This is a genomic window from Actinomadura rugatobispora (assembly GCF_042656285.1).
Classification (GTDB): Bacteria; Actinomycetota; Actinomycetes; order Streptosporangiales; family Streptosporangiaceae; genus Spirillospora; species Spirillospora rugatobispora.
In genome coordinates, this window is sequence record NZ_JBHSON010000004.1 from 81338 (window position 1) to 101878 (window position 20541).

At 69.4% G+C, this 20541-nt stretch carries 18 protein-coding genes and 2 pseudogenes; 13 read left to right on the forward strand and 7 right to left on the reverse strand.

Annotated elements, in window-relative coordinates; all coding sequences use genetic code 11:
- Window positions 1-325: 325 nt before the first annotated feature.
- Window positions 326-1201, forward strand: coding sequence for an alpha/beta fold hydrolase (locus tag ACFPZN_RS03620; protein WP_378280096.1), 876 nt, complete (start codon window positions 326-328; stop codon window positions 1199-1201).
- Window positions 1202-1320: 119 nt separating this feature from the next.
- Here the strand turns inward: ACFPZN_RS03620 and ACFPZN_RS03625 are convergent, their stop codons facing one another.
- Window positions 1321-4080 (reverse strand): helix-turn-helix transcriptional regulator, encoded by a 2760-nt coding sequence (locus tag ACFPZN_RS03625; RefSeq protein WP_378280098.1) that lies wholly within the window; start codon window positions 4078-4080, stop codon window positions 1321-1323.
- A gap of 145 nt (window positions 4081-4225) precedes the next feature.
- Between ACFPZN_RS03625 and ACFPZN_RS03630 the strand changes: the two genes are divergently transcribed.
- Together ACFPZN_RS03630 and ACFPZN_RS03635 are read left to right on the forward strand one after the other, a co-directional pair.
- Window positions 4226-4456: a hypothetical protein gene (locus tag ACFPZN_RS03630; protein ID WP_378280100.1), complete on the forward strand. Its 231-nt coding sequence runs from the start codon at window positions 4226-4228 to the stop codon at window positions 4454-4456.
- Between the two features lie 184 nt (window positions 4457-4640).
- On the forward strand, window positions 4641-4799 hold the full coding sequence (locus ACFPZN_RS03635; protein WP_378280102.1) for a hypothetical protein: 159 nt from the start codon (window positions 4641-4643) through the stop codon (window positions 4797-4799).
- A gap of 154 nt (window positions 4800-4953) precedes the next feature.
- Here the strand turns inward: ACFPZN_RS03635 and ACFPZN_RS03640 are convergent, their stop codons facing one another.
- Entirely contained in the window at window positions 4954-5541 is a 588-nt protein-coding gene (locus ACFPZN_RS03640) for a TetR/AcrR family transcriptional regulator C-terminal domain-containing protein (protein ID WP_378280104.1), read from the reverse strand.
- A gap of 42 nt (window positions 5542-5583) precedes the next feature.
- On the opposite strand from ACFPZN_RS03640, the gene ACFPZN_RS03645 reads away from it, so the two are divergent.
- Both ACFPZN_RS03645 and ACFPZN_RS03650 read left to right on the forward strand, forming a co-directional pair.
- Window positions 5584-6939 carry an FAD-dependent monooxygenase gene (locus tag ACFPZN_RS03645; protein ID WP_378280105.1) on the forward strand — a complete coding sequence of 452 codons (1356 nt, stop codon included), beginning with the start codon at window positions 5584-5586 and terminating at the stop codon, window positions 6937-6939.
- Window positions 6940-7480: 541 nt separating this feature from the next.
- A complete protein-coding gene (locus tag ACFPZN_RS03650; RefSeq protein WP_378280107.1) occupies window positions 7481-8326 on the forward strand; it encodes an alpha/beta fold hydrolase in 846 nt (281 codons plus the stop codon).
- A gap of 497 nt (window positions 8327-8823) precedes the next feature.
- Here ACFPZN_RS03650 and ACFPZN_RS03655 read toward each other — a convergent pair whose 3' ends face one another.
- Window positions 8824-9147, reverse strand: a complete 324-nt coding sequence (locus ACFPZN_RS03655) for a MarR family winged helix-turn-helix transcriptional regulator (RefSeq protein ID WP_378280109.1) — start codon at window positions 9145-9147, stop codon at window positions 8824-8826.
- A gap of 269 nt (window positions 9148-9416) precedes the next feature.
- On the opposite strand from ACFPZN_RS03655, the gene ACFPZN_RS03660 reads away from it, so the two are divergent.
- The 6 genes and pseudogenes from ACFPZN_RS03660 to ACFPZN_RS03685 form a co-directional block, all read left to right on the forward strand.
- A complete protein-coding gene (locus tag ACFPZN_RS03660) occupies window positions 9417-10076 on the forward strand; it encodes a hydrolase (protein WP_378280111.1) in 660 nt (219 codons plus the stop codon).
- Between the two features lies 1 nt (window position 10077).
- Entirely contained in the window at window positions 10078-10413 is a 336-nt protein-coding gene (locus tag ACFPZN_RS03665) for an ABC transporter substrate-binding protein (protein WP_378280113.1), read from the forward strand.
- Window positions 10410-10859, forward strand: coding sequence for an ABC transporter substrate-binding protein (locus ACFPZN_RS03670; RefSeq protein WP_378280115.1), 450 nt, complete (start codon window positions 10410-10412; stop codon window positions 10857-10859). The genes ACFPZN_RS03665 and ACFPZN_RS03670 overlap by 4 nt, the downstream gene beginning before the upstream one ends.
- Before the next feature lie 552 nt (window positions 10860-11411).
- Entirely contained in the window at window positions 11412-11720 is a 309-nt protein-coding gene (locus tag ACFPZN_RS03675; protein ID WP_378280117.1) for a GNAT family N-acetyltransferase, read from the forward strand.
- 31 nt (window positions 11721-11751) lie between these two features.
- Window positions 11752-12174 carry a (4Fe-4S)-binding protein gene (locus ACFPZN_RS03680; protein ID WP_378280119.1) on the forward strand — a complete coding sequence of 141 codons (423 nt, stop codon included), beginning with the start codon at window positions 11752-11754 and terminating at the stop codon, window positions 12172-12174.
- Between the two features lie 169 nt (window positions 12175-12343).
- Window positions 12344-12505 (forward strand): annotated as a pseudogene (locus ACFPZN_RS03685) (zinc-binding dehydrogenase); the annotation flags it as partial.
- 783 nt (window positions 12506-13288) lie between these two features.
- Here ACFPZN_RS03685 and ACFPZN_RS03690 read toward each other — a convergent pair.
- The 4 genes from ACFPZN_RS03690 to ACFPZN_RS03705 form a co-directional block, all read right to left on the reverse strand.
- Window positions 13289-16051: a hypothetical protein gene (locus tag ACFPZN_RS03690; protein ID WP_378280121.1), complete on the reverse strand. Its 2763-nt coding sequence runs from the start codon at window positions 16049-16051 to the stop codon at window positions 13289-13291.
- Between the two features lie 961 nt (window positions 16052-17012).
- The gene (locus ACFPZN_RS03695; protein ID WP_378280123.1) at window positions 17013-17333 is read right to left on the reverse strand and encodes a hypothetical protein; all 321 of its coding nucleotides are present in this window, start codon (window positions 17331-17333) and stop codon (window positions 17013-17015) included.
- A gap of 1535 nt (window positions 17334-18868) precedes the next feature.
- Window positions 18869-19018: a hypothetical protein gene (locus ACFPZN_RS03700; protein ID WP_378280125.1), complete on the reverse strand. Its 150-nt coding sequence runs from the start codon at window positions 19016-19018 to the stop codon at window positions 18869-18871.
- Window positions 19015-19470: a DoxX family protein gene (locus tag ACFPZN_RS03705; RefSeq protein ID WP_378280127.1), complete on the reverse strand. Its 456-nt coding sequence runs from the start codon at window positions 19468-19470 to the stop codon at window positions 19015-19017. The genes ACFPZN_RS03700 and ACFPZN_RS03705 overlap by 4 nt, the downstream gene beginning before the upstream one ends.
- 83 nt (window positions 19471-19553) lie before the next feature.
- Between ACFPZN_RS03705 and ACFPZN_RS03710 the strand changes: the two are divergent.
- Both ACFPZN_RS03710 and ACFPZN_RS03715 read left to right on the forward strand, forming a co-directional pair.
- A pseudogene (locus tag ACFPZN_RS03710) lies at window positions 19554-19715 on the forward strand (sigma factor); the annotation flags it as partial.
- A gap of 151 nt (window positions 19716-19866) precedes the next feature.
- Complete coding sequence (locus ACFPZN_RS03715) at window positions 19867-20433, forward strand: sigma factor-like helix-turn-helix DNA-binding protein (protein ID WP_378280129.1); 567 nt, start codon at window positions 19867-19869, stop codon at window positions 20431-20433.
- Window positions 20434-20541: the final 108 nt, after the last annotated feature.

Below are 20541 nucleotides of genomic sequence, written 5' to 3' on the forward strand. Positions count from 1 at the left end.
ACCGCTGGCCCCACCGCGGGCTCGATCCTGACCGCTGCCTCGCCGTCCGCGACCTGACGGCCTTACGCGGCCGCTACGCCATCGTCCGGGGAGGCGATGGTGCACGCGAGCCCGAGCAGCTCCCCGTGCAGTCGCGGCCCGGGTACGAGGAGTGACTTCCAGCATCGGGACGGCAGATGAACGATGTCGCCTCCACCGTCCCCGGACACCTGGGAGAACGGGCTGTTCCGGCCTCCTGCGAACACTGAACCGCGGGTCCTCGTTCACCGGTCCCGTGACGACGAGCCCGCGCAGCACTGGGCGACACGGGAGAAAGGACCGACACATGCTGCTGGCGCGGCTCCCGGACGGTCGGGATCTCGAATACGAATCGTTGGGTCCGGAGTCGGCCCCGGTCGTCCTGTTCCATCACGGGATGCCCGGTTCCGCGGTTCCCATGGACACGGTGCTCGCTCCCGTGCTCGAGCGAGGGTTCCGTGTGGTCACCTACTCCCGGCCGGGCTACGGCCGGTCCACCCCCGTCCCGGGCCGGACAGTGGCCGAGACGGCGGCGGACTGTGCTCGCCTGATCGACCACTTGGGTATCGCTCGCTACTGCGGTTTCGGTTGGTCCGGCGGAGGCCCTCATGCGCTGGCGAGCGCCGCGGTGGACGCCCACCGTGTCTCCGGTGTTCTGATCAGTGCGTCGTTCGCTCCCCCCACCGCGCCGGGTCTCGACTTCGTCGCCGGCATGGGCGAGCAGAACGGCATCCAGTTCAGGAGCCTGCAGGAGGGCGATCGGGCGGCACGCGCGGTCGTGAGCCGGATGGCGGCCGCGGTCCGTGGGAACCGGCCCGAGGACGTCACCGCGCAGCTGTCCTCCCTCTTTCCGGATGTGGACGTCTCCGTGATGACGAGTGGCTTCGGCGCGGACAACGCCGCGAACATGGACCACGCCCTGGAGGCGGGGAACGAAGGGTGGCTCGCCGACCTGAAGGCGCTGGGCGGCGACTGGGGCTTCGACCTCGCCGATGTCGTCGCCCCCGTCGAGCTGTGGCACGGGGAGCTGGATCGGATGGTCCCCGTCGCCCACGGCGAGTGGCTCTCCCGCAACCTGACCGATGTCCGAGCCCACCTGGAGCCTGACCACGGTCACGTCTCGCTCACCGTTCAGAAGGTCGGATCGATGCTGGACGCCCTGACGTCTCGTCTCAACCGATGACGTGAGAAGAAGCGTCCGCTCCGGCGGTCAGGTGATCGCCCCGGCGATGGCGAGGACGAGGAATGAGGTCATGTCCAAGGGCTCGCAGGTGCGTCATCGATCATCGGCACACCGCCGGGTCAGTCACCGGCCGTGCTGAACCGCAGGTCGCCCGCGAAGTCGATCCGGGCCAGGTCGGCGCGGGAGGTGATGCCCAGCTTGGTGTAGACATTGGCGAGGTGGTGGCCGACTGTGCGAGGGCTGATCAACAGTTGCGCCGCGATCTCCCGGTTGGTCAGACCGTCCGCGGCCAGCCGCGCGACCCGCAGCTCCTGCGCGGTCAGCCCGGCTGCCGTTGGAGGACCGGGTACGCGGGGGGCGGCCGGTCGTTCGGTCAGGGCTTGCTCGCGCAGCGCCCGCGCCCGCAGTGGTTCCGCACCCAGGCGGTCGAAGGCCTCGGCTGCTCCGGCGAGTTGGAGGCGGGCATCGGCCCGGCGGCGCGCCCGCCGCAGCCACTCCCCGTACAGCAGCAGGGTGCGGGCGTACTCGAACGGATTACCCGCCGCTCCCACGACGTCCAGAGCGGCTCGGAACGAGGCCTCGGCCGCCGATCCGCCCTGGACGAGGGCGCGGAGACGGTGGCCGGCCGTGCGGGCCCACGTCGCACCCGTACGCTGCGCCCACTCCTCCACCATGACGACCTGAGCCTCGACGACGTCAGTGTTCCCGACCTGCACCGCCGCCTCGACGGTGTCCACGGCGGCGAACAGCGCGCAGGTGGGGTGAGCGGCCTCGTGGCCGGGCTCGGCGAGACACAGCAGGTCGTTCAGGGCCTCCTGGGGACGACTGTCGAACAGCGCCGCGCGGCCGCGGTACCAGTACGCCGCGGCGCTGAGCGCCCGTACCCCGCGCGGAACCGAGACCTGCAGGATCCGGGTGGTGTGCTCGGCGACGGCGCGGCTGTCGCCCTGGGCGGCGGCCAACGATCCGAGGGTCGCGTGGCACTGCGTCGCCACGTGATCCGCCCCGGCCTCCTCGGCCAGCTGCAGCCCCTCGGTCGCCGCTGCCTCGGCGGCACCCCACCGGCCCGCACCGAGGTCGAGGACCGCGGTCTGAGAGCGCACCACTGCGAGTGCGGCGAGCTCGTGCCGACGCCGCAGCTGTGCGGCCTGCACACGCAGCACGTCGAGCAGCCCGTCCTCGATGCCCCAGGCCTGGACCAACGGTACGGGCGGGAGCAGTTCCCACGCGGCCGTGCCGAGCCGGCCGACCGTGCCGCTGGCCATGCCCAGGAGGGTGGGGGTGACCTCACCGGTCTCGTCGTAGCAGGACCACCAGTTCCGCAGCACGGGCAACAGCTCCGACAGGGCGGGATCACCGTCGGCGTCCACGGCCCGCACCTGCTGGAGCGCCTCCTGCTGTAGGTCGGGCCGGCCGGCCGACCACGCGGCGCGGACCGCCAGCGTTCCCAGTTCCACCGCGCGGCGGGTCTCGGGGACCACGGCCATGTCGCAGACCAGGTAGCGGTGGGCACGCTCGGGCATGCCGTTGGCGAACTCGAGGATTCCGCGCAATCCGCCGCTCAGCCGGGCGACGGGAAGCTCACCGCACAGGCCCTCGGCGTCCTCGAGCAGCTGCCGCGCGGTCTCGGCCCGGCCGGCGTCCCACGCGGCACGGGCGGCAGCGGCCAGCCTGCGCCCAGCCGCGGCCGGCGTCGGCGAGAGCTCCGCGGCCCGGCGCAGCGTGCGGGCCGCCATCGGACCCGCGCTGCGTCGCAGGCACTGCTCGGCGGCCTGCTCCAGCAGTGTGGCGACGTCCTCGTCCGGCCCGTCGGCGGCGGCGGCCAGGTGCCAGGCCCGTTCCGCGGTGGCGTTCGCCGGCAGGGCGGTGGCCAGCGCCCGGTGCGCGGCCTGCCGGTCCAGGAAGGGGGCGCCGTCGTAGACCGCCGCCCGGATCAGCGGGTGCCGGAACTCCAGCCGGGCCCCCGAGACGCGGAGCAGCCCGGAGCGCAGGACCTCGTCCCAGGTGATCGTGTCGACCCCCCACGCGGTCCCGGCGCGATGCACGACGTGCCGGTCACCCCGGTCCTCGGCCGCGGCCAGCAGCAACAACGCCCGAGCCGGCGGCGTCATGGCCGCGGCCCGGGCGGCGAACGCCCGCCGCAACCGCGGCCCCACCGGCATCAGATCCCCGGATCGCGCGAGCGGCGCGTCACCATCGGGCTCGTGCTCGAGGGTGGGCAGCTCGTGGAGCGCCAACGGGTTGCCGCCCGCCGTCCGGATCGTGTGGTCGATCAGCGCCTCGTCGGCCCCCGGAACGGCGGCGGCCACGAGCTTCCGGGCGTCGTCGTCGGCCAGGCCCAGCACCTCCAGCGCCGGCAACCCTTCCCACGGTCCCGAGGCGGGATCCTCGTGCCCGGTGAGCAGCACCACGACCCGGTCCGTCGTCACGCGTCGCGCCAGGAAGCCGAGACACTGCGCGGTGGCCTCGTCGACCCACTGGGCGTCGTCCACCACGACGAGCACCGGTCGTTCCTGAGCGAGTCCGCTGACCAGCGACAGCACGGCCGCGCCGATGAGGAACCGGTTGGCCGTGTCCCGGCTCAATCCCAGCGCCCCGCGCAACGCCGCGGCCTGCGGGGCGGCGAGCGTCTCCAGCCGGTCCATGACCGGCCACAGCAGCTCGTGCAGCGCCGCGAACGCGAGCCCCGCCTCCATCCGGGAGCCCCGGCACCGCAGCACCGTCGCGTCGGACGCGGCCTCGACGGCGTACTCGAGCAGGGCGGTCTTGCCGATACCCGGCTCGCCCCACAGCACGAGCCCGGAGCCCGCGCCATCCGCCGCCCGATCCAGCAGCCCGTCGAGGGCAGCCGTCTCGGCGTGCCGCCCGAACAGCTCCATGTCCCACCCCAAAATGTCGCGCCGGGCCGCGGTGATATACCCGTTTCGAGGCTACAGCCCGTTCTGGCCATCGGCGGCAACCGATTGACCAGCCGATCCGGGCAAGGCCGCGGTGCGACGACACTCGTTCCCGTGATCCCTCCGTGTGGACGGCTTCCGGCAGGTCGGCTCCTCCGCGACCACGGCCGAGCCGGGGAAGTTCGATCAGCGGTTCCGGTATCACGTCGGCGCCGAGTACGTGATCGTCGCCCCGGGTTCGGGGAGCCGGCGGCCCGCCTTCGACCACGACCGGCTCGCCATCGCCCTGTCGAGTGGCGCCGGGCCGGGACCCACTGGCACCCCGGCCCGCGCCGACGAGCCGAGCGCCCCCGACTAACGCCCGCTCGAGCTCAACGGACCATGCCGACCTCTCCCTCTCAAAGGAGAACCTGGCCAGCCCAGGCGCCTACCAAGCCGCATCAGCACGCACGCCGCGGCGAAGCGACGGACACACGCGCCAGTTCGTCTCGGGACCCGGATCGACCGCCGGCGGCCTGCTGCTGGTCGGCACCGGTTACCTCGTGGTGGAGACCCTCGTCGCTCTGCTCTACGCCGTCCTGGGCTCCCAACTGCGGCGCATCGTGATCTCCGCCCGCGCCGACCGCCTGGTGGCGCGAGTCACCGGTGTCTGCCTGATCGGCTTCGCCGCCTACCTCGGGACGAGCCGGCGACCTACCTGAGCAGGTGGTGTCACGGCGCCACGCTCTTCCTGAACCGTCTCCAGTGGTGCGTCCTGCGCGCAGACATCAGGCTGGGGGGACGTCGCTGTCGGAGAGGATGTGGCCGACGTTGGCGACGAGGGATCTGCTCTTGTCCTTGCCGACGGGGACGAGGCTACAGCGATCGCAGTATGAGGGACAGGCCGTAGTCGAAGCGTTCGTTGAACGAGGCGTCCCCCAACTGCGGCAGCACCTTGGCCAGTGAGGGAAAGCCGCCCGTGCCGACGGCCTCGGCCAGGCGGCCGTCTTCCGATAGTGGGGCCGCCTGTTCTTCTTGGGCCAGCCCCAGCGTGAAGTACACGATGGTCCAGCAGGTCCAGGCCGCTTTCCGCGCGTCGAGGCCGCCGTCGAGCAGGGCCTCGACCATGGTGTCGGCGAAGTGCAGGGTCGCGGGTTCGGCCGCGTAGGTGCCGGTCACGACGGCGGCCCCATCGCGGTGCGCCAGGAGCGCGGCGCGGTAGCGGTGTGCGAGCTCGTGCACCCGTTCCTTCCAGGGGGCGGGGAGATCTCGCGTGGACGCCTCGCCGACGATCGCGTCGGCCATGAGCTCCAGCAGGTGGGCCTTGGACTTGGCGTGCCACAGCACGGTGTTCATCCGTACGCCCAGGCGCTCGGCGATGGCGCGCATCGACACCGCCTCGATGCCCTTGTCCTCAAGGATCTCCAGCGCCGTCCGGACGACCGCCTCTTGCTTTTTGGTCACCGACCAAGTCTATTGTTGGTCACTGACCAAGAGGAGGGTTTCATGGACCAGGTCATCGTGGTCGGAGCGGGCCCGGTGGGACTGTGGCTGGCCGCCGAGCTGCGGCTGGGCGGCGTGCAGGTCATGGTGCTGGAGGCCCGGCAGGAGCGCGATCCGCATTCCAAGGCGCTCACCATCCATCCCCGCACGCTGGAGATCCTGGCCTTCCGCGGCATCGTGGACCGATTCCTGGCCGAGGGCCCGCGCATCCCCAGCGGCCACTTCGGCGGGCTGGACGACCGCATGGACTTCAGCGTGCTGGACACGCCGTTCCCCTTCACGCTGGCGCTACCGCAGGCCCGCACGGAGGAGCTGCTGGAGGAGCACGCGCTCGCCGCGGGCGCCGCGGTACGGCGCGGCCACCGTGTCACCGGCCTCGCCCAGGACTCCGACGCGGTGACGGTGACCGCAGAAGGCCCGGCCGGGCCGTACACGCTGACGGCCTCCTACGTCGTGGGCTGCGGCGGAACGGCCAGTGCCGTCCGCCAGGCGGCGGGCATCGGCTTCCCCGGCACCGGCACCACCGTGTGGGGCTGGCTCGGCGACGTCGTGCTCGACCGGCCCCCGGCGGGCATCGCCAACCTGTCCGGCCCGCACGGCGGCCTGATGATCGCTCCACTTCCGGGCGGCGTCCACCGGATCGTCGGCAGCGACCCCGCCGGTGTCCGGTCCGACCGGCCGGGCGAGCTCACCCTCGACGAACTGCGCGCCAAGGTCACCCGCATCGCCGGCACCGACCACGGCATGGGCGACCCGCGATGGCTGTCCCGCTTCGGCAACGCCACCCGCCAGGCCGAGCGCTACCGGGCCGGCCGGGTCTTCCTCGCCGGGGACGCCGCGCACATGCACTTCCCGACCGGCGGCGTCGGCCTCAACGTGGGTGTCCAGGACGCCACCAACCTCGGCTGGAAGCTGGCCGCGACCATCACCGGGGCCGCAAAGGACGACCTCCTGGACACCTACCGTGCCGAACGCCACCCCGTCGGCGCCGACCTGCTGGTCAGCACGCGGGCGCAGACCGCGCTCATGACGGCGTTCACCCCCGAAGGACAGGACCTGCGGGCGCTGCTCAGCCGCCTCATCGCCACCGTGCCCGAGTTGTCCAGGGAGCTGGCGGAACGCTTGTCGGGACTCGCGGTCGCCTATGACCGCCCTCCGGGTGCGCATCCGCTGATCGGGAGGCGGGCACCCAATCTGCGGCTGCCGGACGAACTGTTCACCCTGCTCCACCCGGGTCGCCATGTGCTCCTGGACCTGACGACCACACCTCACGAAGGATGGCCGGCGGCCGCGCTCATCCGCCCCGACGGCCACGTGGCCTGGGCTGGCGACGACCCCTCCAAGGCCCCGCGAAGCTAGACGGCTCCTCCGGCCCGTTGCCGCCGGGCCGCCGACCATGCCTCACCGGAGGCCACCAGCAAGACTTCCACCGCCGCTGCGCGTGGGCGTACGAAGAACCGAGCCGTCCGGCGAAGGTCAGCCTGCCTCGATCCATCCGCGCCGCGACTGCCCGCCCGGCTACTGCCCACTGCACCATCCGGCACACCGCTGAGCTGATTCTCCCGAGCGGCCCCATCCGGACCACGTGCCGTTGCAGTACAAGCCCGCGACCGATACGGCGACCGATTCGCAAGCGCGGGCGGCCGACGTAGGTTCGGCCACGCTGAAGCGGCCTTTGGCCCACATCCCGATAAGGGAATCGACTACACCACCCGGCACGTCCTCGAGAAGAAGACCAGCAACGGCAGCTATGGAGGGAGCGGCCGGCTGGAGACACCAGCCAGACCGAGTACCACTCCGCCTGGAACGGCCCGGCCCCGACTACCGCTTGCCGGAAGGGCCCCCTTCCACACCTGACGCAGTTCGACCGTCATTGCGCACCGAGACCAAGGACCAGGACATGGCAACCGTCACCGTCGGCACAGAGAACAGTGCCCCCATCGAGATCGCGTACACCGACCGCGGCAGCGGCCAGCCCGTCGTCCTGATCCACGGCTATCCCCTGGACGGGGCGAGTTGGGAGCGCCAGGAGCGGGACATCATTGACGCCGGCTACCGGGTCATCACCTACGATCGCCGAGGCTTCGGGGATTCGACGAAGGTGGGAAGCGGTTACGACTACGACACCTACGCCGATGACCTCAACGTCCTGCTGAGAACCCTCGACCTGCGTGATGTCATCCTCGTCGGCTTCTCGATGGGAACGGGAGAGCTTGCCCGCTACGTCAGCCGCCACGGCCACGAGCGCATCGCGAAGCTCGCTTTCCTCGCTTCGCTCGAGCCGTTCCTCGTCAAGACCGACGACAACCCGACCGGATTGCCCCAGGACGTCTTCGACGGCATCGCGAAGGCCGCGCAGGACGACCGCTTCGCGTGGTTCACGCAGTTCTACGAGAACTTCTACAACCTCGACGAGACGCTCGGTTCGCGCATCAGCCAGCACGTCGTGACCGCCAACTGGAACACCGCCGCGAAGTCGGCGCCGGTCGCCGCGTACGCCGTCGTGCCGTCCTGGATCGAGGACTTCCGCCGCGACGTGGAAGCCGTCCGCGAGAGCGGGAAGCCGGCGTTCATCCTGCACGGGACCGCGGACCGGATCCTGCCGATCGACGCGACCGCCCGACCGTTCCGGGATCTGCTTCCCGAGGCGGAGTACGTCGAGATCCCCGGTGCTCCGCACGGGCTCCTGTGGACGCACGCGGACGAGGTGAACAGGCCGCTGCTCCGCTTCATCGTCGAGGGCTGAGACACCGGTCGCCGACGATGGCCGGCGGCGAGGGAGGAGATCGACATGATGAGGAGCACGCTGCCGGGCGGGCTCGAGGGCTCGCGCATCGGCCTCGGGGCCATGGGGATGTCGGCGTTCTCCCTGCGGTTCATGCCGGCCGGGTGGTCTGTCGACGGTAGTGGACGGTCCGGGCCCCGGCCTGGTGACGTCGTCGCCACCGCGACCAGCGAAGCCGGTGCATGGGACGGACGACGCGCGCGGTGAACGGGCGCTGGGTCTCGTCGCGGGCCGGCATTTCTCCCGGGGCGGGTTCGCGAGCAGGCCGAGGGCCGACTCCTTGGCGTGCCGCCTCGGCTCGGCGGGGGCGAACCGAGGCGGCGAAGCGGCCCATCAGGACCTCGGACGGTCGCTGCCGGCGGGCAGCATCCACGCCGCGCCCCTGCGGACTGGCCGCACGCGTGTCCGTAGCGCCCACAGACCAGGGCCGAGGAGGAGGCGGCCTGCTGTTCGATCGGTCAGGCGGGCTGCTTCTCCATATGTGCGAGGACGCGGTTCGAGATCCGGGCGAGCGTGCCGAGTTCTTCATGGGTGAGGGCGTCGATGAACAGTCGGCGGACGTGTTCGACGTGCATGGGCGCGGCGTCTTCGATCGCCTTGCAGCCGGCCGAGGTGGCGACGATGAACGCTCCGCGTCCGTCGTCGGGACATTCTTCCTTGGTCACCAGTCCGCGCTTCGTCATCCGCCCGACCTGGTGGGACTTCGTCAGGCCCATGAAGCGCATCCGCCCGCCGTCGATTTCGGTGAGTTCGGCCACCACGATGTAGTCGGAGGCGGACATTCCGGAGTCAGCCTGGACTCGGTCCGATGAGCTTCTCCTGCATGCGAATGAAGCTGTCCCAGGCGGCTGTCTGCTCCGAGGTCGGCCAGCGAGACGTTGCGTTCAACGAGATTGTTGACAGCTCTTCCATCCGGCAGGCGTGGCCGATTGTGAATCAATGCTCAGAACGTCCGGGACGCCGCAAGCATCGGATTCGGCTCGCCGCAGGCATCGAGATTTCGATGCACCGCCTGAGGCCCGTGGACGCAAAGCGCTAGAAAGGGAATCCCATGAGCACCGAGAACAAGGCTGGACTCGACGCGCTGCTGACGCCCGAGGAGAGCGTTCTCGTACTGATCGACCACCAGCCGTTCCAGTTCGCCAACCTGAACAGCCACGAACCGACGATGGTCGTCAACAACGTCATCGGACTCGCCAAGGGCGCCAAGGTGTTCGACGTCCCGACCATTCTGACGACCGTTCTGGAGGAGCGCGGCGGCCTCCTCCTCCAGGGTCTGCAGGATGTGTTCCCGGAGCAGAAGCCGATCGACAGGACCTTCATCAACACCTGGGAGGATCAGCGCGTCGTGGATGCCGTCAAGGCGACCGGACGCAAGAAGCTGATCATCGCCGGCCTCTGGACGGAGATCTGCGTGGCGATGCCGGCCATACAGGCCGCGGGCGAGGGCTTCGAGGTCTTCGCCGTCACCGACGCCTCGGGCGGTGTCTCGAAGGAGGCGCACGACATGGCCGTACGGCGCATGATCCAGGCGGGCGTGGTTCCGATCACCTGGCTGGCCGTGATGAGCGAGTGGCAGCGCGACTGGGCCCGCGAGAAGACCATTCCGGCCGCCACCGAGGTCATTCTGCAGCACACCGGTGCCACCGGCGTGGCCTTCGCCTGGGAGACGCAGCTCCTCGCCGCAGGGCGCACCGGAGGCGGCGCCTGACATGACGACCGCCCCGGCTCCCATCCGTATCGGGTACTGCCTCTCGCTGACCGGCTCCCTCGCGGACAACAGCCGGTCGGCCCGTCTCGCCCATGAAATCTGGCGCGAGGACGTCAACGGCCGAGGCGGACTGCTCGGCCGTCCTGTCGAGTTCGTCCGCTACGACGACCAGGGGAACGCCGACCTTGTTCCCGGGATCTACGAGCGGCTGACCGACGAGGACAAAGTGGATCTCGTCATCGGCGGATACGGCACCAACACCCTGCTGCCGGCGATGCCGCTGATGGTGGAGCGGGAGCCAACAACGCGCTTCTCTATCCGAACTACTTCGCCATGATCCCCACCGGGCCGGACCCGAATGCCGCACTCACCGAGGGGTTCTTCGCTCTCGCCGCGGAGCAGAAGCCCCGACCGGAAACCGTGGCGCTCGCGTCCGCCGACGCCGAGTTCTCGCGCAATCCAATTCAATGCGCCAAGACGAATTCCGAGAAGTACGGCATCAAGGTGGTCCACCAGGCCATATATCCGCTGTCGACCGAGGATTTTACGCCCGCCATCGACGCGGTCCCCGAAAGCGGCAGCGATCTGTTGTTTCCGTGTTCCTACCTGGCCGACTCGATCAACCTGGCAGGTACCATCCGTTCTCATCCCTTCCGGCCGAAGATGGTCGGCGGTGCCATGATCGGCCCACAGAACACAGCGGTGAAGACGACGCTCGGCCCGTTACTCAACGGTTTCGTGAACTACGAGTACTGGGCACTGCTGAACACCTATTACCGGTGAACCCGGTGTCGACCTCCTGGGGCACCACATGGCGCCACTCGCCTATGCCCAGATGCATGTGGTCACCCAGGCCGTCGAAGCGACGGGTGGCTTCGACGACGCGAGTCTCTCGGCGTACGCACGGAAGGAACCGTCATGGGCGACGTCCGGCTCGGGGCCAAGGGCGAGTGGTCGGAGCCGCGTGTCCTGCAGGTCAGTTCCAGGGAGTTTCCGGTCAAGAGGTCGGTCAATTCCAGAACGGGACGAGGCAGATCGTCGCGTCCCCACCGGAAGCGTCTTCCGGAGAGCTCGTCTTCCCCTAGGCGAAAGCTTTCGCTGCGGAATGAAGGCGGCTGACCACAACCTTCCGGAAAATCGCTCAGGACTAGGATGTTGCCCATCTTCTCAAGAACGCTCTGGTGTACCAGATTCCCGTGAACGCTCACTTCAACGTGGGGCGCTGAAATTGCGGTGAGCGGATGTTGCCGCACTCGCAGGGTAGACAAGTTGATGCATCCAACTGGATTGACTCAGCGTGGAGCAAGGTCCACGCGGAAGGCACATGGAGGACACGTGGCAGTTGAAGTGAGTGACGTTCCCGAAGCCAAGCGGTACGAGGCCCGGGTCGAGGGAGAGTCCAAGGTCGCGGGCGTCGCGGAGTACATCCGCACGACGGAACTCATCGCGTTCGTGCATACCGAGGTCTCGCCGGAGTACGAGGGCAAGGGGGTCGGGGCGGCACTGGCTCGCACCGCCCTCGACGAGGCGCGCACCGCGAACCTGCGGGTGCTGGCCACCTGCCCGTTCATCGCGGGGTGGATCGCCCGGCACCCTGAGTACCAGGACCTGCTGTATCAGTCCCGCAGCAAGGTCAGCGACTGAACAGCCGGGCATGGCGGCGACGGAGGCAGATATGAGCAGGAGAACCGAGAAGAAGGCATACGAGGGTCAGTCGATCACCGTGACATTCGAGGCCAGGCGCTGCTTGCACGCCGCCGAATGCGTCCACGGCCTGCCAGAGGTCTTCGACCCGGGCGAGCGCCCGTGGATCCGGCCGGACGGCGCCGAGGCCGAGCGCCTGGCCGAAGTGGTGCGGCGCTGTCCCTCGGGTGCGCTGCAATACGAACTCGTGCACGGCGGGGCGGAGACCCCGGACCGGCCCACGCAGATCACGCGCAGTTCCCTCGGGCAGTTGATCGTGCACGGCGAGTTGACCGTGGACACGGCGGAAGGCCCACGCACGGAGACCAGGGTCATTCTGTGTGGCTGCGGGCAGAGCCGCCTTCAGCCGTACTGCGACCACGCGGGGCCCTGCGGTCAGGCACCGTCGGGCTGACCCACCCCCCAGACGAAAGAACCAGGAATCGAGCAGCGGTCATCGATGCCTCCGGCCTCGGTGAGATCCCGGACTCGATCGAACTCGCCGGCGGCCCGGAACGTCTCCTCTCTCTCGTGGCCTTCAACGCGGCCGGGAGCGGTATCCAAATCCACATGACCGAACCGGAAGTCGGCGGGCCCCAGCGCTCAGGGGCATCCTCGCCCTCATCGATGCGGGGCGGCTGCGAGTCCGGATCCAGCGGACGTACCCCCTAGGCGAGGCGGCGGCCGCGCTCAAGGTCAGCAAGTCGGGGCACCCGGGAGGCAAGTTCGTACTGCTCCCTGCGTAAGGGCGCGACACCCCGCGAACAGCGACAGCACGCACTTTCGAGTTCAGTGGCCGGTCAAGGGGCGCACGCCCATGGTCTTGGCGAAGTGGCGGCCGGTCAGGCTGCAGGGTGACGCCACGACCTGCTGCGGGGTCCCGGGTGGCATTCGATGCGGGCCGCTGCCAGTCGGTCATCGGACTCGTGCTTGCCGTTACCGCACGTCGCGCACACTCCGGCCGCTGGTCGGTCAAGCCTGGGACGCGGCGATCTGGTTCACCCGGCTGCCACGTGCCCGCCCCGGGCCGACCACCACTGCCCTCGCCGGCACCGCAGGGCTGGGAGGCGTCCTGGCGGCGCCGGTGGCTGTGGGCCCTGACGCTGTCGGAGGCCTTCGTGCAGGGCGCGTTCATGTCGGCCCGGTGTATGCCCAGCAGGATCTGAGCGGCTCCCAGGATTGGGGCCTGATCAGCCGTTTCCTGGCCGCCGGAAGCGCAGCCGGGGCCCGGCTGGCCGGCCGGATCACCATCCACCGCGTTCGCGCGGGGACCGATCACCATAGGCACCGCCATGCGCCTTTGCCTCTCGTGCTCGGCAGCGTTCTGCTCGGCGCCTTGTTGCAACCACCTAGCCAGGTGTCGAGCGCCAGCGCATGGCGATGCGGGACCTTGGCGTCGTTGACCTGGCATCGACGGTGGGCCGGGTCGACTCCGGTGGTGGACCGGCCGGGGTTTGGTCATGTGGCGCGCCGGGCCTGAGGGGCGTGCGCCCACCGCCTGTTGGGCGGTGGGCGCACGGTTTGGCCGGTCAGGTGGGCTTGCCGCCCTTGCGGGGGCGCTTCTGGCCGCTGGGAATGATCTGTCGGCGGGTGGTGTCGGCCTGGTCTTGGATGGTGGCCAGGATGTGTGCGGGGAGGTGCCGGGCGCGGAAGTGGTCGACCATGCGGTCGAGGGTGGCGTCGGCGGCGGTCTGGTCGCCGGCCTTGGCGTGGACGGTGGCCAGGCGGCGCATGGCGGCGTTGAGGGTGATGCCGTTGAGCCCGCCAGGACCGGTGGAGGCGTCGACGGCGGCGGTCAGCTGGGTGATGGCGTCCTTGGTGGCGGGTTGCCGAACGTGGATCTGGCCGTCGCGGAGGTGCTGGTAGTGGCGGCCGGCGTTGGCTCCCTGGGCGAGGCGGGAGTAGACGGCCAGGGGGTGGCCGGGGAAGCGGTCCGACAGTTCGGCCAGGGCGTCGTTGCCCGCCTGCAGGGCGGCTGAGTCCGACCCCAGCAGGGCCATCAGGGTCCCGGCCTGGTCGCCCATGAGCAGTTCGCCGGCGTCCTGGTCGTCGCCGGTACGCGGCAGCCGGATCCGGATGGTCAGGTCGGGCGAGACCACGCGGGAGCCGTCGGGCGCGATGTAGAGGGCGCGGACGGTGTAGAGGCCGGGGTCGGTGAAGTACTGGCCGTCGGCGCCCGATCCCAGGTAGGCCGAGTCATACAGGGCGGGCTGGTCGGCGGTCAGCGTGGTCAGGGTGTCGTCGCCGTGCCCCTTGCACTCGCGGGCCAGCGGCCGGAACAGCCGGGTGGCGCCGGAGGGGGAGGTGATGGCGATGGCGAGGTATTCGCTCTTGGGCGACAGGTCGCGGTGCACGGTGACATCACGGCCGTCGCGGGCGAGTTTGATCTCGACGGTGACCGGCTCGCCATAGGCGAACGGCCGGGCCGACAGGGTGAGGGCCAAGCCGGAATCGTCGACGATCGGGGCGTCCATCGCGGCCAGCGCGGCGTCCTGGGTGTTGTAGGCGGCGCTGCCCTGCGCTGCCCAGTTGGCCCCGCCGGGAATGATGTCGTAGCGGAAGGCGTGCCGCAGGTGGGCGAGCTCGTTGGCGGTGAAAGTGAACGGGAACCGGCTCCAGTAGACGTCCCAGCCGCTACTGCCGTCCTCGGCGATGTACAGGTTCCAGTAGTTCATCCATGACAGGTCGCCACGGCCGTCTCTGGGGCCGAGCGGGGCCCCGGAGACGTTCTTCTGCCACGAGTGCTGCAGGTTGAAGCAGTGGCCGAGCTCATGCACGTACAGGCCGAGTTGGAAATAGCCCGCCTGGTCGCGGATCTGGTCGTAGAAGACGGCCATGCCCTGCCGCTGCTTCCCCTCGGAGACATCGAACATGACGCCCGTGCTTCCGTTGACGTGCAGGCTGGCCACGAACGTCCACAGCTTCCACTGCTCGGTCTCGGCGTGGCCGGAGAAGTTGTTGACCATCGCGGTGTGCAGTTCGGAGTCCGACCACTTCAGGTCGGCGCCGGAATCGGCGGTGCCGACCTCGTTGACCGTGCCCGCGGTGCGCATCTCGATGCCCGCCTCGCCGAGGGCGGAGGCGATGGTCAGCCGCCGGTCGACGTAGTCGGGCGGGCCCGCCACCGCATCGTCGGCGGTGTTGTAGGAGGCCAGCGCGGCCCGCCCGGCCATCGCGTCGATCTCCACGTCGACGGTGCGCAGGTACGCCGACTCGTAGGGCAGGTCGTAGACGCCGGTGTTGCCGTCGTCGTAGCGGAACTCCACCCGCAGGTTGGGGTTGGGGGAGGTCTCCGTCACCCGGGGAATGGTGATCTTGGCGGTGCCGGTGCTGGTGCCGTTGCCGATCGGCGGTTTCCATTGTGTGTTGCCGGAGGCGGTCACCTCGGTGGCCGAGGCGGCGATCACCGGTGCGCTGACGCGGAAGGAGGAGTGGAAGTTCTGCGTCGCGCCGTTGGTGGCGTAGAAGTCGCCGCTGAACTGCCGCGTCGCACCGAGGCCGTCCAGATCGACGCGCACGGTGACCGGGTGGGGCGGGGCCGAGGTGAACCGGCCCACGATCGGCTTGTACTGCGTGGTGTAGGGCGCGGGCAGCGCGGCCAGTTCGGTCATCAGCGAGGTGAGCGCGCCGGTCTTCTCCGCGCCGGTGTTCCAGTTGAACACGCACCCGTTGCCGCCCTTGATCAGCAGGCTGCGCTTGGCGCCCGACACGCTCGGCAACGGCAGTACGTGATCGTAGTCCCGCAGCCACTCGGCCGGCAGTTTCGCCCAGCCCGCGGTGGGCTGCGCGCCGTCGTAGATCCGGCACTCCCGGGTGCAGCCCTTGACCCAGTCGATGGTGGCGACCCGGTCGTTCTTGAACACGTAGGTTGTCCACGACGTCGACTCGACCGTCGAATCCATCAGCAGCGCGTCCACGCCCTCGCGGTAATTGGCGGGAAGCAGCGTGCCCCAGGCCGGGGCGTTCGGGGCGTGCTTGAGATCGGTGACCGGTTGCTCGCTGCGGACCTTGGTGTCCCAGTGGTACCAGCACACCCGGTCGCCCTTGAACAGCAACATCTGCCAGGACCCCCCGGTCATCGGCAGCATCAGCGCGCCCTCGCAAGCGCTCTTGTACGGCTCGGGAATGCCGTTCAGCTTCCCGCTGTGAATGGTCGCGGCACCGATCGCCCCGTTGTGCTCCAGGCCCGTCACGCTGGTCTGCGCCATCTGATCGCCGCGCAGGAACATCGCCTTCCACGCCCCGGTCGGCAGCACCAGCGCCGAGTTGTACCCCGTATTCTTGATCCGCATGAACCCCACGATGACCAGCCCCCTTGCTGTGTCCCCCGGCCCCCGGCGGACCGGACCCACACACCGTCCCCTCCGCCCACCCGAAAGGGCAACCCGCCCTCAAGAGCACCACAACAACAGACCGAAAAACCCAAGCCCAAAAACCACTTACATGCCCGGGTAGGGGCGGTCGGCCGTCCCACCACCGAAGCAATCCGGCCACCATGTCGGTGAACCACGACCGATTCCACCCAAAACAATGTCGGCAAGCCGACGCGACGCGAAAACTGGATCACTTCCCATCTGCCCCGGTACGCCTATCCGAAATAACCGCCCAATCACCGAGCATGGTCAATTAGGTATTTCGCCCCACCCCAGGGCGAGGCTGCGGGGACGCATGTCGCCTGGAGCGACCCGTGGGACCGGCCACCAAGCCACACCCACCACAGACCGACACCGGTCATTGACACAGCCGGGCCACTGACCACTCAGGGCGCGCCGGCACCACCCTCGGCGACCGCAGACCCCGGTCTTCATCGAGGCGGAGAGCCTGCCCGCCCTGCTCGCCTACGCTCGCGCCCCGGCGACATCCCTCGACCGGCTGGGCCGCAACATCCCTGAGTGCCTCAACCCGATCCACGAGCTCCGCGAGCGGGACATCGGCGTGCGCCGGCGGACCGAGACGTGCCATTGGTCGGCCCGGGCGAGTATGTCTCGGAGAGCGGCCTCGGCGTGTCTTTGTCCTCGTTTGATGGGCAGGGGGCGGATCAGGTGGAGGGTCACCGATCGTCGGGCCCGGTCCAGTTCCACGTCGGGCGCGCTGCCTGCACCTCGGCGACCTGGTCCCGGAACTGGCCATAGCGCGGTGCCTACTCCCGGCTTCCCCGCACGTCCTGGAGGAACGGGCTCTCACCAGGACCTAACGCTGAATACCGATCCCTTAGCAACGGCCGGTCGCGCCGGGGAGGTGGAGCCGGGGTGTTCAGGCCTGGGCGGCTAGTAGGGCTTGCAGGTCGGCCACGACCTGGTAGGTGGTCGCCGGATGAGGGCGGGAGCCGCTCCAGTGTGCAGAAGGCGTGCGCGGCGGCGACCAGGGCGATGTGGTGCAGGCCGATCCAGGTGCGCCCTTCGAAATGGGGCAGCCCGAGAGCGGTTTGAGTTCGCGGTAGTCGTGCTCGACGCGCCAGCGGATCTCGGCCAGGCGCACCAGTTTGGGCAGCGCCGTGTCGGTGGGCAGTGTCGACAGCCAGTACTTGGCCGGTTCGTCCTGGCCCGGCGGACTCTCGGCCAGCAGCCAGCACACTGGCAGCACCTGCCCTTTGCAGTCCTCGCGGATCGAGCGACCGGCCCTGGCGGACCCGCAACGCGACAAACCGCGAGCGCAGTTCGCCTTGGCCCCGTCCCGCCAGACGAGGGTGCGCAAGCTGCGGCGCCCGGAGCGCCTTGTCCCGGGCCGAGCACCGCGGCCGCCGGTAACGCGGCACCGGCGGCCGTCCCACCCTCCGTCCCCGGCGGGCAGAGGCGGTGCGCCGGGCACCGGCCGGCAACAGCGCGGTGTCACCGCGGACGCCGACCACGTAGGCGATGCCGCGCTCAGAACGACCAGCAACGTGTTCGCATTCGCGCCCGACCGCCGCGTGATCGTTGCCTCCATGCCCGAAGGCGACAGGTTCGCCCCCGCCATCAGCCACTGGCCGAGAGGGGAGCCGCTATGGTGATCCGCGCCTACATCCATGGCGAGTTGAACGAGGTGGTGTGGGAGGCAACGTTCACCTCGCACCTACCGGCCGAGTTCACCGCTGCCTTCCTGGTCGGCCTGGCCGCAAAACCCCACTCGCCCCCGAACGCGACGAACCGGCACCACCCGCACTCACCGACCAGTGAACCTCCAACGGCGGCCCGGTCACCCGGGCCACCGACCCACCCGGCCAGATGTCCGGTTTGAGTGGATGGAAAGGGTGCCCCAGAAACCGTGATCGTCCCGGCTCGGCCCCGCGAGCCAACATGGGAAAGAAACGGGCGGGGCACAGCGAGGTGTTCTCGCGTCTGAGCTGGTCACGGTGGGTGGTTCGCGTGGGACTCGAACCCACAACCTACGGATCAAACGCCCGCTGGGACCGTATCAATCCGGATCTTGAAGGCCGGGCAGTGCCGTTCTGTCCGCACCTGGCCCAATTCCGGTGCCAGGCCGTATCGCCGCGTGCCGTCCCGTACCGATCCCGCCGAGCCAACAACGAGCCAACAACGAGCCAACACCGATGATGACACCCAGGTGGGCTCCCGGAGATCCGCGAGACTCAGGCCCAAGCCACTCACGGTCGGTGCGGGTGGCCTCGGGCTTCAGTGCGGCCAAAGCGCGTGGGCGGCGGCCGGCCGGCCGGGTTCTCTCGGGCGACGGCTCCGGTCCGCGGGTCGAGGAGGTCGCGGTTCGCTGTCGGGTGCTCGAAGTCGAACAGGTGGGTGAGGGCCAGAGGGAATGCCTCGCACACCATTTCCTGGGCGGACCGCCTTGGCGGTGCGTGGCAAGGCCGCAGCGGCAAGGGGCTCATCGCCCTCCTTGGGAGCGGTCCCGTTCGTTTGATCAACGGGCCTTGCCGGTCGGCCGCGTGGACCGCGAGCAGGGCGATGAGCGCCGCGTAGCCGAACCCGCCCGCATAGCCGCCCACCTGGTGCAGTCCCGCCTTTGGCCAAGGCCATGGGCAGGCCGCTCAACGCGGCCAGCGGGACGTCGGCCACGGCGGTAGACCCATCCCTTGAATCGGGGAAGGCGTCGCAGGACCAGCACCACCGCGCAGGGCTTCCAAAGGCCCAGGACGGCAGCGGCATAGGGCGGGTAGCTCAGCTGCTGTTCCAGGACATCGCGGACGTAGTCGATCCGCGGGAGGTCCCCAAGCCGCCCGCGAACGACTCGGCCGCGTTGATCGCGGTGGCGGCGCAGTACACGATGCTGCGACTGCGCGGGTAGATGGAATCGACGGCGCGAATCATCGGGTGCTGTGCTCCATGCCCCGTGCGCGTGTCGGCGCGGCGCTGCTGTCCCCCTGCGGGCGTATGAGGTCTTTCCAGCTGGCCGGCCAGTTCGCCAGGGCGACCATGGTCATGATCACCAGGTGGACGGGGGCCGAGACCTCTTCGTACAGGGCCGCGTCATCGATGAGGTGCGTGGTGACCGCGGCGGTGAGGAGGAAGACCAGCCCCGCGGCACCGATGAATCTGAACCGTTTGGATGGGATGACCAGCAAGATCGCACAGATCAGTTCGATGGCGCCGGCGACGAATCTGAACCAGGCGGGAAACCCCCACTCAACGAACTTCACCGAGTACGCCGGGCCGAAGAACGTCGGGCCGGGCCAGAACTTGGTGACGAAGCCGACGGCGAATTCTGCGGCCAGGACCCAGTAGAAGGCTGTGCGCAGCCAAGACGGGATACGTGCGGACATGCTTCCTCCGATGGGAACAGGTCACACCCGCGACGTTTCGCGAGTCATAGACATTGACTGGCTGCGACGGAGGAATGTGACCGATGAACGAGCACGATTTTCTGACCGACCGGTTCGAGGAGCATCGCGGGCGTCTGCGTGCGGTGGCCTACCAGATCCTCGGCTCCGCGGCCGAGGCCGACGATGCCGTCCAGGAAGCCTGGCTCAGGTTCAACCGGTCCTACACCAGCGAGGTGGAGAACCTGCGCGGGTGGCTCACCACCATCGTCGCCCATGTGGCGCTGACCATGCTGCGCTCACGCACCGCCCGGGGCGAGGATCCATTGGACGTGGCCCTGTTTCAACCAGCCCAACGCAACGGACGACACAGACATCGATCCCGAGCACCATGCGATCTTGTCCGACTCGGTGGGCCTCGCACTACTGGTGGTGCTGGACACGCTGGCTCCCAACGAGCGCCTGGCCTTCGTGCTGCACGACGTCTTCGCCGTGCCGTTCGAGGAGATCGCTCCCATCGTCGGCCGGACGCCCGCCACGGCCCGAAAACTCGCCAGCCGAGCCCGACGCCGCATCCAGGTCGCGGCACCGTCCCCCGGCACCGACATGGCCCGGCAACGGGAGATCGTCCGTGCTTTTCTCTCCGCTTCACGACGCGGCGACTTCAACGCGTTGCTCGATCTGCTGCACCCAGACGCCGTACTCCGCGCCGACAACGCCGCCATCGGTCTGGGCTCCTCTGGGCTTGCCCATGGCGCCTCGGCGGTCGCCGACACCCTCTCCGGCCGCGCCCTCCACGCACGCCTAGCACTGATCGACGGGGTCCCCGGCGCAGTGTGGACTCAGGCCGGCCGACCACGCGTGGCCTTCGCGTTCACGACCTTCGCCGGCAGAATCACCGAGATCAAACTGATCGCGAACTCCGAGCACCTCCACACGCTCGATCTGGTGATGATCAACGCCTGATCGGTACCAGCGGTCTCGGGGACATCGCGGTCGTTTTACCCTCATCCAGCGCCGCCGGGGCCCGTTGAAACCATGATGCGCCGCCTGAACACCGGCACGTGGGGGAGC